Below are 12490 nucleotides of genomic sequence, written 5' to 3' on the forward strand. Positions count from 1 at the left end.
TTAATCGAGAGCCAAATCGTTTTATTTTAAGGATCCAAATGCGTTCACTTGCCGGAGATGTGATCAAGCATGCATTTAATCAGCAGACTGACGAAAAACTACATCGCCGCCTGTATGCCGCCATTTGTAGTTGCATCCTCGAAGGTAGCCTGAAACCGGCTACCCGAATGCCTCCGTCGCGTGACCTGGCAGGAGAGCTGACGCTATCGCGCAATACCGTCCTGCGGGTGTACGAACAGTTGCAAGCTGAAGGGTATATTTCCGCGCGCACCAGCAGCGGCACATTTGTGACCGACAGCGTGCTGGACAATCTCGACCTGCGTCCTGACAAAGAGCCTGTTGCTGCCGCTCTGGAAGATCATACCCGCTTATCCGCCCGCTGCCTTGAGCTGCTGGGTCATGCCAGCGCCAGTCCCCGTCAGTGGGGGGCATTTATTCCAGGCGTACCTGATGTAGAGCATTTCCCGCACCGGGTGCTCAAGAAAATTCAGGACAGGCTGGCAAGACGACTGCGCCCGGAGTATCTCACTTACGATGCCACAGGCGGCGTGAATGAGCTAAAAGAAGCACTGGCAGACTATCTGCGCACCGCTCGCGGCGTACGGTGCTCACCGGAGCAAATTCTGATTACTGAAGGTATTCACCAGGCCCTGGATCTGGTGACCCGGACTTTATGCAACCCTGGCGATCACGCCTGGATTGAAGAACCGGGCTACTGGGGAATCAAAAATATTCTGCGCATCAATGCCGTTAATTTTTCGGCTATCCCGGTTGATGAACAAGGCATGGTCCCGCCGGATGCCGGCGAAACACCACCAAAACTTATTTTTGTGACACCGTCACATCAATACCCACTCGGTTCGGTAATGAGTCTGAGCCGCCGCCGGCAACTTCTCTTTCGCGCACGTGAAACGCGAAGCTGGATAGTGGAAGATGATTACGACAGTGAGTTCCGCTTTTCCGGCCAGCCGATTCCCTCTTTGCAGGGGCTGGAAGAAGAGACACCGGTCATTTACATCGGGACATTCAGTAAGACACTCTATCCCGCACTACGACTCGGGTATGTCGTGCTACCTAAATCGTTAGCCGCTCCGCTGAAAAAGGTTCATAACGACCTCTATCGTGGTGGGCATCTGTTGATTCAGGCCGCACTGGCGGAGTTTATTCGCGAGGGTTATTACGCGGCACACATTCGGAAAATGCGTCAGCTATACAGTCGTCGTCGCCAGATGCTGGTAGAGCTTATCAGCCGCCAACTTGGTGAACATTTTCTTGGTTCCTTCAGCAGCAACGCCGGGCTGCATATGATCTTACAGTTACCCGCCGGGAGCGATGACACGGTCATTGCCCAACAGGCGAATGCGCAAGGGTTGTTGGTGCGCCCGCTGTCACGCTATTACGTAAATGAAGGGAAACGCAGCGGCCTGCTGCTGGGGTTTGCCAGTATTGAAGAGCATGAAATGACGGCGGCGTTTACCCGACTCGTGGATATTATCAGGGTAAACACCGTGTAAGCACTGCCGGATGAAGGTGCAAGCACCTTATCCGGCATACTGTTTAATGTGACGCTTTTTTAACGCCAGCCAGGTCTTCCTGGCTTACTTCGCTATTCCCTTCACCCCAACTTTTACGCACGTAGTTAATCACGTCGCGCATTTCGTTGTCGCTTAACAAGCCACCGTAGGCAGGCATCTTAAAGGAGACGCTGCCACGCGTTGTCGGTGTTTCTGCGCCGTGGGCAATCACTCTGAACAGCGGTGTCGGGTCATCAACCATCACCAGTGGATTGTTAACTAAAGAAGGCGCGTTATCATCCGTACCTTTCCCTTCCAGACCGTGACAAGTTGAACAGTAGCGGTTATAGGTCACTCTGCCCGCCTCAGGTGAATTCGACCAGGATGCTGTAGTCGCCGCAGCACGTACCGTTTCAGGCTTCGCACTTTTCAGGCTCAACAGATATTGGGCGATCGCCGTGGCATCTTCGTCGGTCAGATACTGTGTACTCTGCGTGACGACTTCAGCCATCGAACCTGAAACCGCGGCATGCTTGCTTTTACCGGTCAGCAACAGCGATTTTAACTCCTGCTCAGACATACCGGTGCCGCGCAGCGACGGTGCATACCAGCCGTCAATCATCGCGCCGCTCAGGTATTCGGCATCAGCATTAGTATACGCTTTTTCGTTCATCGCCATGCCTCTCGGGGTATGGCATGAACCGCAGTGTCCGGGGCCTTCCACCAGATAAGCACCCCGTTTTACCAGGGCAGCATTATCATCCGTTTTCGCGCCCTCTACAGCCGTCACTGGCGCGTCGGTAAACAGCCAGTTCCAGATATGCAGCGGCCAGCGGGCGGAGAGTAGCCACGGAATGGCATTCTCTTTATTGGGCTGTGCTGACGGCGTGACGTCATGCATAAAATAGCTATACAGCGCCTTAACATCCTCGTCAGAAAGTTTCGCATAGGAGGGATAAGGCATAGCCGGATAGAGCGGATGACCATCTTTGGCGATCCCCTGCCGTACGGCCTTTTCAAAATCCTCGTAAGAATAATTTCCAATACCCTGCGTTTTGTCCGGGGTAATGTTGGTCGAATAAATATCCCCCACCGGAGTAGGAAACTTTTTGCCCCCCGCCATCGCCGCACCACCTTCAGCTGTGTGACAGGCGACGCAGTCTGAAATTCGCGCGATGTATTCACCGTTAGATTCAGCAGCGGAAACCGAAGCGGTAAATAAACAGGCGGCGAGAATGGTTACATTACGCATAGATCACCCCATATCCTTGAGTTCATTAACCGCACGCCATGCCTGATCGATTGCCGTGTGGGCATAAGCACTCCAGTCAGAATCGGAGTTAGCGATGGCAATGCGACCGACTGGCTTACGCGCCCGTTCGATAATTTCTGGCATCTTATCCATATCATCGAACAGCGAGTTGGCGTAGTACGCATAGCCATGCGCCCAGCGGTTAACCGTAATGGCGGCAATATCGCGTTGATTATCAAATCCGGTTGAGCCGAACATCTCCTGCAACTGGGAGCGAATCATCTCCTCATGCGCGGCAAAAGTGGTCCCCAGCAAATAGGCTCGTCCCAGACGGAACTGCTCTCTGGCCGACAAGTTACTGCCCGGATAAGTCGGCACATAGACCATATGAATGACCATCGGATCGTCCGGGGAGGCCGGATGTTGATACCCACCAATACTGACCGGGTAGTCGAGCTTGACCCTGCTATAAGGTGCCGCCGGAGAATAAAACTCATGTACGCCAAGCTGTTTGAACGCCTGCCAGTTTTTGACCACCACGTTGGTGTACACCAGCGGTGCCTTCACGTTCAGTTTAAGATCCGCCTGCTGCTGTTCCGGCATCTCAGGCACCAGATACGGGATCATCATGTTATAGCCTGCCATGATGGTGTTCTTACCGCGCACACGGTGCATTTTACCGTCACGCAGATAGGTCACCGCCACGCCATCCTGCACGTTGGCCGCATTAATCACCGTGCTGTTCAGGCGAAGGCGCGTGGTGTTTTCCGGCAGATCCAGCTTTTCGTAATGTAGTCTGGCGAGGACAGAGTCTTCCATCGTGTTGCCCGGTAGCGCATCCGGCAGCATATATCTGACTAACAGGCGGGCTAACCCGGCGTTACCGTCCGGGAAGTGGTAAACATACGGCTCTTCGAGGTCGGCCAGCGACTCTCCGTCCAACGGCGGTAACCCCATCCCTTCCATGCCGGGTAAGGCGCACGCACGGGCATCGCTACAGGAAATACCTTCAATACCAATAGCAAAGAAGTCGTTGGAACGCTGCTGGAAATAGAGCAGCGCCATTTTGCTCAAACCAACTTTTGTTGCCAAAAATTCACTGTAGCTGTGGGTATCCAGCCATTCCATTTTCTCATCGACCGTCATCCCCGGCAGGTAATCACCGGGCCGGACGTGCAGGTCGATCAGCGCTTTTCTGTCGTTCTCACTTAGCGGAAAATCATTGATAAAGTCTTCAATTTTACGCCCATTGAGCCTGTCCGGCGGAATATCATCAGATACCGCGCGGCCCGGATCGCCGCTGACGATTTTTGTTTCGCCAAAATTCTTCTTATCGAAGAAAACGCCGCGACTGAGCTGCCAGTCGGGGTAGAAGTTTACGTCAAAACTCTCTTTCAACCGCGTGACGCTGACACCCACGGTTTCCATCAACTTTTGTACTTCAGGGCTGAAATTATGCGCAGGTGACTGGAATGCTTCGCTGCCACCATAACCGAGTAATTTCTTACCCGAGCTGGTAAATTCATTACGTTTGGCGTGTCCACCAAAGTCGTCATGGTTATCGAGGATCAGGATCCGGCTATTTTGCCCGGCAACTTGACGCCAAAAACAACCGGCAGCTAACCCGCTAATACCACCACCCACAATCACCAGATCGTACTCTTCCTCAACGGGCAGAGCGTTTAAATCAAAATGTTTATGCTCGCGACCTAGCGCATGCGCCATTTCAAACGATCCAGGATGATTACCCCGCAGCCCCGTCAGTGCAGGAGGATAATAATTTCCATCTATAAATGCGTTTCCCTTTCCTGCCGCCCTGACCCACTCCAGCGGGGTAAGTCCCGCCGCAATAGTCACCGCGACGCCGTTGAGAAAATCACGTCTGGTAATTGCCATTAACTTTTTTCCTTATTGCTACACACTGCCTTTAATACGACACAAATAAGAGAGATACCCCTTCTTATTTATAAAGGGGTACAACCGACTACTTCACTGGCTTTAACTCTTCATCCAGTTTTTTAGAATCATAATAATCACCCTGCCAGGTGATTTTTCCTGCTTTAACATGAATATAGCTGACGCCTTCAAATTTGATCGGATTATTTGTCGGCGGACTCCCTGCCCATTCACCACTATTTTTGCCTGAAAATTCCCAACGAAAGGCCACGGTATCTTCGTCGTAGACGGGTTTTCCAACCATTTTCCAGCTAAGATCTGGAACCGCCTTAATAAAAGCGCCGATAACCTCTTTTTCTGCTTTTTCCCTGCCGTTTATCGGTTCTCCTGCGGCGGCATCATAATAGACCGCATCATCAGCAAGAAATTGAGCGGCTCGCGAAGCATCATGCGCATTCCACGCCGCCATATACTCTTTTACGGTATTCAGCGATGTACTTTCTGCCAGGCTATAGCCCGAGAACATCACTAATGAAAGCACCGCGATTTTTAATGTTTTCATCGTAATCCTCTCTATTCAGAAATGTCGCACATGATATGTTTCACCCGAGTGTATTCCTCGAGTGAATAAGATGAGAGATCTTTGCCGTACCCCGATTTTTTGAACCCGCCGTGCGGCATCTCGGCACACAGAGGAATGTGATTGTTAATCCACACCGTGCCAAAATCGAGGTCAATGCTGAAGCGTTGGGCGCGACCATGGTTACTGGTCCAGACGCTGGCGGCAAGACCATACTCCACATCATTCGCTTTGTGTAGTACCTCTTCGTCAGTAGAAAACGACTGAATAGTCATTACCGGGCCAAATACTTCATGCTGAATAGCTTCATCATTTTGATGCAAACCGGAGACGATCGTCGGCTCAAAATAGAAGCCTGGACCAGATCCTGCGCGCCCACCGGTTTCAATTTTTGCATGTGCCGGTAAACGCTCAATAAAGCCTTTCACCTGCTCCAGCTGATTCCGGCTATTTAATGCGCCGTACAGTGCATTTTGATCTTCTGGCGGCCCAAATTTGATACTTTTTGTTTTCTGGATCAGTTTTTCCAGAAACTCAGCGTAGATAGATTGCTCTACCAGAATCCGCGTTGCCGCTGTGCAATCCTGCCCGGCATTGAAAAAGCCTGCTGTGGTAATCGTCGCAATCGCCTTGTCCATATCCGCATCGGCGAATACGATTGCGGGCGCTTTCCCACCCAATTCCAGGTGTGCTCGGGTCAGATTTGCCGCCGCCGAAGCCGCAACCTGCAAACCCGCACGGACCGAACCGGTAATCGAGACCAGTGAGGCTTTCGGGTTTGAAACCACCAGCGAACCAGTGCTGGCTTTGCCCAACACAACGTTAAACGCCCCTCTCGGGAACAACGGTGCGGCCAGTTCAGCCAACAGCAGCGTACTAACTGGCGTGGTGTCGCTTGGTTTTAACACCACCGTGTTGCCTGCCGCCAGCGCTGGTGCAATCTTCCACACCGCCATCATGAACGGGTAGTTCCACGGCGTCACTTGCCCAACAATACCCAGCGGTTCACGACGAATGGTTGAAGTAAATCCTGAGGAATATTCTCCGGCCGCCTTTCCTTCAAGACAGCGCGCCGCACCGGCAAAAAAGCGGATGGCATCGCAAGATGCTGCGATCTCCTCTTTCTCAATAAAATGGCGAAGCTGACCGGTTTCCTGACTCTGCGCGGTTACCAGTCGCTCAACGTTGCGTTCAATCTCATCGGCCAGCCGCAATAACGCCTTTTGCCGCTGTGCCGGCGTCGATTTTCTCCAGATGCTAAACGCCGCCTCCGCTGCTGAGTAAGCCTGCTCTACCTCCACCTCGTTAGCGTTGGGAGATATTGCGTACGTTTCACCATCAACCGGACTCACCAGTTCGAAGCTATCTTCGCTACTGCCTGCTACATAGTGCCCATTAATAAAATGCTTCAGGGTTTTCATGTTTGTCTCCTGCCAATTAATACATAAATAATATTATGTAATATATATATTGTAAAATTTTTTCAAATGCGCAACATTGACACTATGATAAGCCTCGCATTTTTAACTTAATTTTCACATTTGCAGGGTGAGGCTTTTTATTGCCAGCTGACGCGTTACGCCCAGCTCATCATAAGGTTATCGGGACACACATCCGCTTGTGCAGTGACGTTGCGCCCAGGCATGTAAAATAACTCGGCCATTCTTACCTTCCTTGCCCGACGGGCATGTGTTAAAAATGGTCGTTGTTTCAGGGAATTGAGTACAGAAAAGATTATGATTACTCACGCGGTCATATTTGCGCCTATCGGGCAGGTCAGTCGTTCAGACCAGATAGTCCAACGCCTTTCAAATGCCATTATCACGGGGTTGCTGGAGCCAAAAGAACAGCTCCCCAACGAAACTGATTTGGCAAAGATGATGGGTGTCTCACATATCACTATCAGGGAAGCGCTAAACACGCTTCGGGCTAATAATCTTATCCATACGGTTCGTGGTCGTAATGGCGGGAGTTTCGTTTGCGAAAATATTGATGGCAAAAATAGCGCCCTGCATCCGTTCAAGGCGATCAGTACGGATTATCTGTCTGATCTGGGTGAAATGCATTGCGCCATTATTAGCCATAGCGCGAGGCTGGCTTCCCGACGGATGACCGGTGCGGATATCGCCAAATTTCGCGAGTTTGTCGAGGTGCTCAGAAAGGCAAACTCACCTGAGCTGATGACTCAGGCCGATATGCGTTGTCTGCTGGCGATTGCCGCCAGTTCGCATTCAGCGCGACTGGCCAATCAGGAGCTGCAGGTTCAGGCTGAATGGGCATCGCTGGTGGCGATACTTTATCGCACAGACAGTATTCATGCAGAAATTATCGCGCTTTATTCGGCGCTGGCCGATGCGCTGGCTGCTCACAACGAGGCAGAGTCAGTACAGTTTGCCACGCAGATCATCGACACGTTTACCTACTACCTTATTGAAAAAAAGCTGAAATATAACTCGAACTGACAATCAGTGAAGGCAGGACAGACAATGAGCTCTTCGACATCCCTAAGCGCATTAATTCGTAAAATTGATGATATTACTGTTTCTACCGTAGATTCTACCGTTGCGCTGGCGAGGAGCATCCATGAGGCGATTTCAGGGGTACAAAAGGCCTCAGCCGAGGTCGTTCTCGACCCCTCAGTCAGATCCACCGTTCAACAGCACATCAAGCGCACGCTCAATAACAACCATTACTGCTCAGGGGCAGGATTCGCCAGCCATATTGAGAGCACCGCAACCACAAAAGAGTACTGGTTGCTGGAGTGGTGGTATAAGAAAGATAATGGTTTAAGCCAGGCGCATCTGGATTTGGATCAGGCCACGCAACAACGACTGGATTTCAGAACCTTTGAGTGGTTTAAGCATTCTCCTCCGGCAGGCAAAGCCTATATCCACGGTCCCTACGTCGACTATATTTGCAATATCTCCTATACCCTAACGTCAGCCGTCCCGGTCTACTACAACGACCAGTTTCTCGGTGTTGCCGCGGTCGATCTGCTGGTCAGTCAGATAGAAGCCGAACTGCTTTCCTGTGCCCATCCTGACTATGTGATTCTGACTAATCTGGAAAACAGGATCATTTTCTCCAGTTGGCCACGTTTTCGCGTGGGTGAATTGCTATCACCTGCAAACAGTACCGTGGTGTATCGGAGCGACTACTTTATCCTTTATCACTATCAAAACTAAGGGCCCGAAGGCCCTTAGTTTTTAGTTATCCTGCCCCATATTGAGCTTATTGGCGTAGGCAATGGCGTCGTTTTCCGGCGCCGCTGAACGACCAAACGGACGGGTCAGGAACATATAAATAAGCCCCGAGCCAACAACAATCGCCAGGCCGAACAGGACCGTCCAACGGTCGATGAAGTCGCTGCTGTCTGCCGGTTGCGCCAGTAACCAGATCCCGCACAATCCGTAAGCTAACGCCAGCACATTCACGATTACGCCCCAACCGCCAATGGTCCACTCCCCCGCCGGTTTCCAGCCTTTCAGACGCTGACGCAGCGCGGCCAGCACAACCATCTGGAACGAGATGTATATCCCGATAACAGCAAACGCGGTGATACGCGACAGGTTATCTGGCTGGAAATAAACCCAAACGCAGATGATCACTGGCAGCAGGCAACTGACGACCATGGCATTATCCGGAACACCATTTTTAGAGATTTTGGCCATCCATTCACTTCCCGGCAGCATTCTGTCGCGGGAGAAAGAAAAGATAAGACGGCTTAACGCAGCCTGCAGAGATAAAATGCACGACAACATGGCGATAATTGCGACGACGATAAAGACAGTCGCGCCAGTTTCGCCCAGAGCTTCATTAAGGATTGCCGGGATCGGATCGGACGTTTTGCCATTCACGATGCTGACCAGATTCGGTGATGCCAGCAAATAACCCATAACAGAAATAATGGCGGAAATCGCGCCGAATACGATGCTTAAAATCATCGCCACCGGGATCTTTTTACTCGGATTCTGCACCTCTTCCGCAACGTTACCGCAGGCCTCAAAGCCAAAGAACATAAACAGTCCCATCAGCGCAGCAGACATAAATGCGGTGGAGTAGCTGCCGTCATGAGCCAGCACGCCCATCGAGTCAAAAATCACAGAGAACGGCTGTGAACGGTGGAAAATCAGCAGATAAATCCCCAGCGCGATCACGCTGACAATTTCACACCAGAAGCCAATTTTTGCCACCCGGGCCAGATTTTTAGTCCCGGACATATTAACGGCCATCATCAACAGCAGCAGCAGGACGGAAGTCACCAACATCGTGGCCGGCGTCTGACCATAGTGGAAGAGTGATTCAACAAACGTTGATGTATATTCCGCGATCGACGTAATGGTGACCACCAGCGCCCACAGGTAGATCCAGGCGGCGATCCACGCATACTTCTTGCCCCACAACCTTCTGGCCCAGGGGTAAAGCCCGCCGGTTATCGGATACTGGGAAGCGACCTCACCAAACACCAATGCCACCAAAAGTTGCCCACATGCGACGATTAAAATCCACCATACTGCGGGCGGCCCCGCCAGCGTTACGGCCAGCGCAAACAGCGAATAGACGGCAGTAAGCGGCGACAGGTAGGTAAAACCCAACGCAAAGTTTGAAATAAGACCGATCGAGCGATTGAACTGTTCTTTGCCATCTTTTTGAAAATTATCATTTTTCTTATCAGGTGTCTGTTCCATATTGCTTTCTCTTTTGTGGAATAGTCGCAGGGTTGAACAATTAATGTATAAAAGATATTAAGTTATATGTATAGTGATTTTGTCGCAGATTTGTTAAAAATGATCGCGCATCACGTTAATGAAAAAGTGGAGATAAAACGGTAGAGAGAGCGAGGATTTTGCGGTATTTACAACCAACGATTCTTTAGCAATTGCGAACCATAGGCTATTTTGGCGGATAAATACGCACAGCGGATTGCGTTCGATGCTAAGTAGCAAGAATCGCTGCTGTTAAGCAACATTTTTGCAATATAATAACGTGATGTTAAACGCTGAACCTGAGCAGGTGAATGATGGAAATTGATCTCGATAATCTGGTCTTTGATGGACTGGAAGAAGCGCAAGAGCGTAACGCTGAACGTCAGGAAGATGCAGACAAGAAAGCGCAGGAAATTATTGCTGATAATGACTGCGGCGACGCCTGCAAAATCTGATTTCCAAACCGGCGCAATGCCGGTTTTTTATCGCCTGTTAACCCCACCCACTTCAGCCCGTATACCGTAAGGCCTCAATCAGTTGCGCAAAGGCGGCGGTATGTTGTTTTCGGCTGGGATAGTACAAATAATAGCCAGGGAAAGGTTCGCACCAGTCCTCCAACACTTTTTCCAATGCCCCCTCTGCAACAGCCTGCTCGACGGTGTCTTCCGGCACAAAAGCCAGCCCCATTCCCGCCATCGCTGCGCTAATTCGCGGGGGTAGATTGTTAAAAATAAGCTGCCCTTCCACCCGTACGCGCAAATCTTGCCCATCTTTAGCAAACTCCCAAGCGTATAATCCGCCCAACGTCGGCATGCGCATGTTAATACAGCTGTGATTTTGCAGGTCGTGAGGGGTTTGCGGTTTGCCATGACGAGCAAAATACGCCGGTGACCCCACCACTACCATGCGCCAGTCCGGGCCAATTCTGACGGCGACCATGTCTTTTGCCACCTGCTCACCGAGCCGAATACCCGCGTCATAGCGGCCAGTCACAATATCCGTCAGACTATTGTCGATGGTCATTTCCACATTAACATCAGGGTAAGCCTGCAAAAACGGCTCCAGCGCGGGCCAGACGGTAGATTGCAATGCATGTTCGCCCAGCGTCAGGCGGATGTTACCGGCCACGCGCTGACGGACATCGGTTAATGCCAGCAGCTCTGTTTCAATGTCATCAAAACGCGGGCTGATACTGTTGATAAGCCGTTCTCCGGCTTCGGTCGGCGCAACGCTGCGCGTGGTGCGGGTCAGAAGCCGTACATCCAGCCGCTCTTCAAGCCCACGAATCGCATGGCTTAGCGCGGATTGCGAAACCCCAAGTTTTGCCGCTGCCCGGGTAAAACTACGCTCGCGGGCAACGATAATGAGATAATAGAGATCGTTAAAATTATCACGCAGCATGCTTATCCCCACTCCAGACCTGTTGTGATATATGGTACAGGTCCGGAGGGTATTCCAGTAGCATTTCTGGACATTAGCACAGCTCAATCTTATTCAAGCGTGCTCTCACACAAAAACAAAATGCGAATTATTACCAGGCTTATGCACGATTTTACCTTTCACTCCTGCATTATTTTCACCCGCTATTAACACATCCTTCACTAATAACATTTTGTATATAGATAAGAATTTTTTCTTATTTTGTCCCAACCGTAAGTTATGGGAGCGTAAAAAGCACAAACCAAAAAACTACAGGGATTTCATACAATGATGGCAACGAAAACTTACCGCGCTAAAAAAACACTGCTGGCATTGGGCGTGCTGCTGGCCTCAGGACTTACCGTCTCGCAGGTTCAGGCTGACCAACTGGCCGATATCAAAGCCGCAGGCGTCGTAAAAGTCGCGACATTTGACGCGAATCCTCCGTTTGGCTCCGTCGATGCCAAAACCCATAAGATTGTCGGCTACGACGTTGATTTTGCCGAAGCGCTGGCCAAATCCCTTGGTGTAAAACTGGAACTGGTAGCGACCAATCCGGCAAACCGCATTCCGTTATTACAATCTGGTAAAGCTGATTTAATCGTCGCGGATATCACGATTACACCTGAACGGGCGCAGGTAATAGATTTCTCCGTCCCATATTTTGTTACCGGCCAGCAGTTCCTTGTGCCAGCAAAATCTCCGGATAAGCTCGATGAATACAGCAAAGCACGCATCGGCGCGGTAAAAGGCACTACTGGTGAACAGGCACTGCATCAGCGCTTCCCGCAGTCGCGCGTGTTGGCCTACGACGATATCCCGCTGGCGTTAACCGCGCTACGCAACGGCAATGTTCAGGCCATTACCCAGGACAGTACGATTCTGGCCGGGTTATTAGGCGCTGCGCCGGATAAAGCTGATTTCAAAATTCTGCCGGACCTGCTGAGCAAAGAAGAGATCGGCGTGGGGGTGAAAAAAGGTGAGCCAGCGTTGTTAAAAGCCGTCAACGATGAACTTTTGAAGCTGGAATCTACCGGGCAGGCAGCCAAAATTTATGATGTCTGGTTTGGTCCTGAAACCAAAAATCCGCAAGCCCGCGCCTTTAAAATAGAAGCCAAGTAAT

11 protein-coding genes are annotated in these 12490 nt (G+C 50.9%); 5 read left to right on the top strand and 6 right to left on the bottom strand.

The window, feature by feature from the left end; genetic code table 11:
* Nucleotides 1–38 precede the first annotated feature (38 nt).
* Nucleotides 39–1514 carry a MocR-like pyridoxine biosynthesis transcription factor PdxR gene (gene pdxR, locus OGY13_RS13865; RefSeq protein WP_103014630.1) on the top strand — a complete coding sequence of 492 codons (1476 nt, stop codon included), beginning with the start codon at nucleotides 39–41 and terminating at the stop codon, nucleotides 1512–1514.
* A 43-nt stretch (nucleotides 1515–1557) separates the two neighbouring features.
* On the opposite strand, the gene OGY13_RS13870 is transcribed toward pdxR, so the two are convergent.
* The 4 genes from OGY13_RS13870 to OGY13_RS13885 all read right to left on the bottom strand — a co-directional run bounded on the left by OGY13_RS13870 (nucleotide 1558) and on the right by OGY13_RS13885 (nucleotide 6663).
* The gene (locus OGY13_RS13870; protein ID WP_213752885.1) at nucleotides 1558–2766 is read right to left on the bottom strand and encodes a c-type cytochrome; all 1209 of its coding nucleotides are present in this window, start codon (nucleotides 2764–2766) and stop codon (nucleotides 1558–1560) included.
* A 3-nt stretch (nucleotides 2767–2769) separates the two neighbouring features.
* The gene (locus OGY13_RS13875; protein WP_048235463.1) at nucleotides 2770–4662 is read right to left on the bottom strand and encodes an NAD(P)-binding protein; all 1893 of its coding nucleotides are present in this window, start codon (nucleotides 4660–4662) and stop codon (nucleotides 2770–2772) included.
* A gap of 88 nt (nucleotides 4663–4750) precedes the next feature.
* The gene (locus tag OGY13_RS13880) at nucleotides 4751–5224 is read right to left on the bottom strand and encodes an ester cyclase (RefSeq protein ID WP_032943249.1); all 474 of its coding nucleotides are present in this window, start codon (nucleotides 5222–5224) and stop codon (nucleotides 4751–4753) included.
* An 11-nt stretch (nucleotides 5225–5235) separates the two neighbouring features.
* Nucleotides 5236–6663: a gamma-aminobutyraldehyde dehydrogenase gene (locus tag OGY13_RS13885; RefSeq protein WP_213752886.1), complete on the bottom strand. Its 1428-nt coding sequence runs from the start codon at nucleotides 6661–6663 to the stop codon at nucleotides 5236–5238.
* Nucleotides 6664–6978: 315 nt separating this feature from the next.
* Between OGY13_RS13885 and OGY13_RS13890 the strand changes: the two genes are divergently transcribed.
* Nucleotides 6979–7704 carry a FadR/GntR family transcriptional regulator gene (locus tag OGY13_RS13890; RefSeq protein WP_008784630.1) on the top strand — a complete coding sequence of 242 codons (726 nt, stop codon included), beginning with the start codon at nucleotides 6979–6981 and terminating at the stop codon, nucleotides 7702–7704.
* Between the two features lie 24 nt (nucleotides 7705–7728).
* Nucleotides 7729–8427 (top strand): cache domain-containing protein, encoded by a 699-nt coding sequence (locus tag OGY13_RS13895; RefSeq protein ID WP_032943241.1) that lies wholly within the window; start codon nucleotides 7729–7731, stop codon nucleotides 8425–8427.
* A 21-nt stretch (nucleotides 8428–8448) separates the two neighbouring features.
* On the opposite strand, the gene OGY13_RS13900 is transcribed toward OGY13_RS13895, so the two are convergent.
* Nucleotides 8449–9930 (bottom strand): APC family permease, encoded by a 1482-nt coding sequence (locus OGY13_RS13900; protein ID WP_003832697.1) that lies wholly within the window; start codon nucleotides 9928–9930, stop codon nucleotides 8449–8451.
* 332 nt (nucleotides 9931–10262) lie between these two features.
* Here OGY13_RS13900 and OGY13_RS13905 point away from each other — a divergent pair, with 332 nt between their 5' ends.
* On the top strand, nucleotides 10263–10403 hold the full coding sequence (locus OGY13_RS13905; RefSeq protein ID WP_213752894.1) for a hypothetical protein: 141 nt from the start codon (nucleotides 10263–10265) through the stop codon (nucleotides 10401–10403).
* Nucleotides 10404–10455: 52 nt separating this feature from the next.
* Here the strand turns inward: OGY13_RS13905 and OGY13_RS13910 are convergent, their stop codons facing one another.
* Nucleotides 10456–11349, bottom strand: coding sequence for a LysR family transcriptional regulator (locus tag OGY13_RS13910; protein WP_032943239.1), 894 nt, complete (start codon nucleotides 11347–11349; stop codon nucleotides 10456–10458).
* Between the two features lie 306 nt (nucleotides 11350–11655).
* Here OGY13_RS13910 and OGY13_RS13915 point away from each other — a divergent pair, with 306 nt between their 5' ends.
* A complete protein-coding gene (locus OGY13_RS13915; RefSeq protein WP_048235466.1) occupies nucleotides 11656–12489 on the top strand; it encodes an ABC transporter substrate-binding protein in 834 nt (277 codons plus the stop codon).
* The last annotated feature ends 1 nt before the right edge of the window (nucleotide 12490 follow it).

The sequence above is a fragment of the Citrobacter sp. Cpo045 genome (assembly GCF_030332875.1).
In the GTDB taxonomy this organism is placed as follows: domain Bacteria; phylum Pseudomonadota; class Gammaproteobacteria; order Enterobacterales; family Enterobacteriaceae; genus Citrobacter; species Citrobacter portucalensis.

Bases quoted from the DNA above. Each gene is read 5' to 3' on its own strand.
- pdxR (WP_103014630.1), top strand. From the start codon at position 39: ATGCGTTCACTTGCCGGAGATGTGATCAAGCATGCATTTAATCAGCAG.
- OGY13_RS13870 (WP_213752885.1), bottom strand. From the start codon at position 2,766: ATGCGTAATGTAACCATTCTCGCCGCCTGTTTATTTACCGCTTCGGTT.
- OGY13_RS13875 (WP_048235463.1), bottom strand. From the start codon at position 4,662: ATGGCAATTACCAGACGTGATTTTCTCAACGGCGTCGCGGTGACTATT.
- OGY13_RS13880 (WP_032943249.1), bottom strand. From the start codon at position 5,224: ATGAAAACATTAAAAATCGCGGTGCTTTCATTAGTGATGTTCTCGGGC.
- OGY13_RS13885 (WP_213752886.1), bottom strand. From the start codon at position 6,663: ATGAAAACCCTGAAGCATTTTATTAATGGGCACTATGTAGCAGGCAGT.
- OGY13_RS13890 (WP_008784630.1), top strand. From the start codon at position 6,979: ATGATTACTCACGCGGTCATATTTGCGCCTATCGGGCAGGTCAGTCGT.
- OGY13_RS13895 (WP_032943241.1), top strand. From the start codon at position 7,729: ATGAGCTCTTCGACATCCCTAAGCGCATTAATTCGTAAAATTGATGAT.
- OGY13_RS13900 (WP_003832697.1), bottom strand. From the start codon at position 9,930: ATGGAACAGACACCTGATAAGAAAAATGATAATTTTCAAAAAGATGGC.
- OGY13_RS13905 (WP_213752894.1), top strand. From the start codon at position 10,263: ATGGAAATTGATCTCGATAATCTGGTCTTTGATGGACTGGAAGAAGCG.
- OGY13_RS13910 (WP_032943239.1), bottom strand. From the start codon at position 11,349: ATGCTGCGTGATAATTTTAACGATCTCTATTATCTCATTATCGTTGCC.
- OGY13_RS13915 (WP_048235466.1), top strand. From the start codon at position 11,656: ATGATGGCAACGAAAACTTACCGCGCTAAAAAAACACTGCTGGCATTG.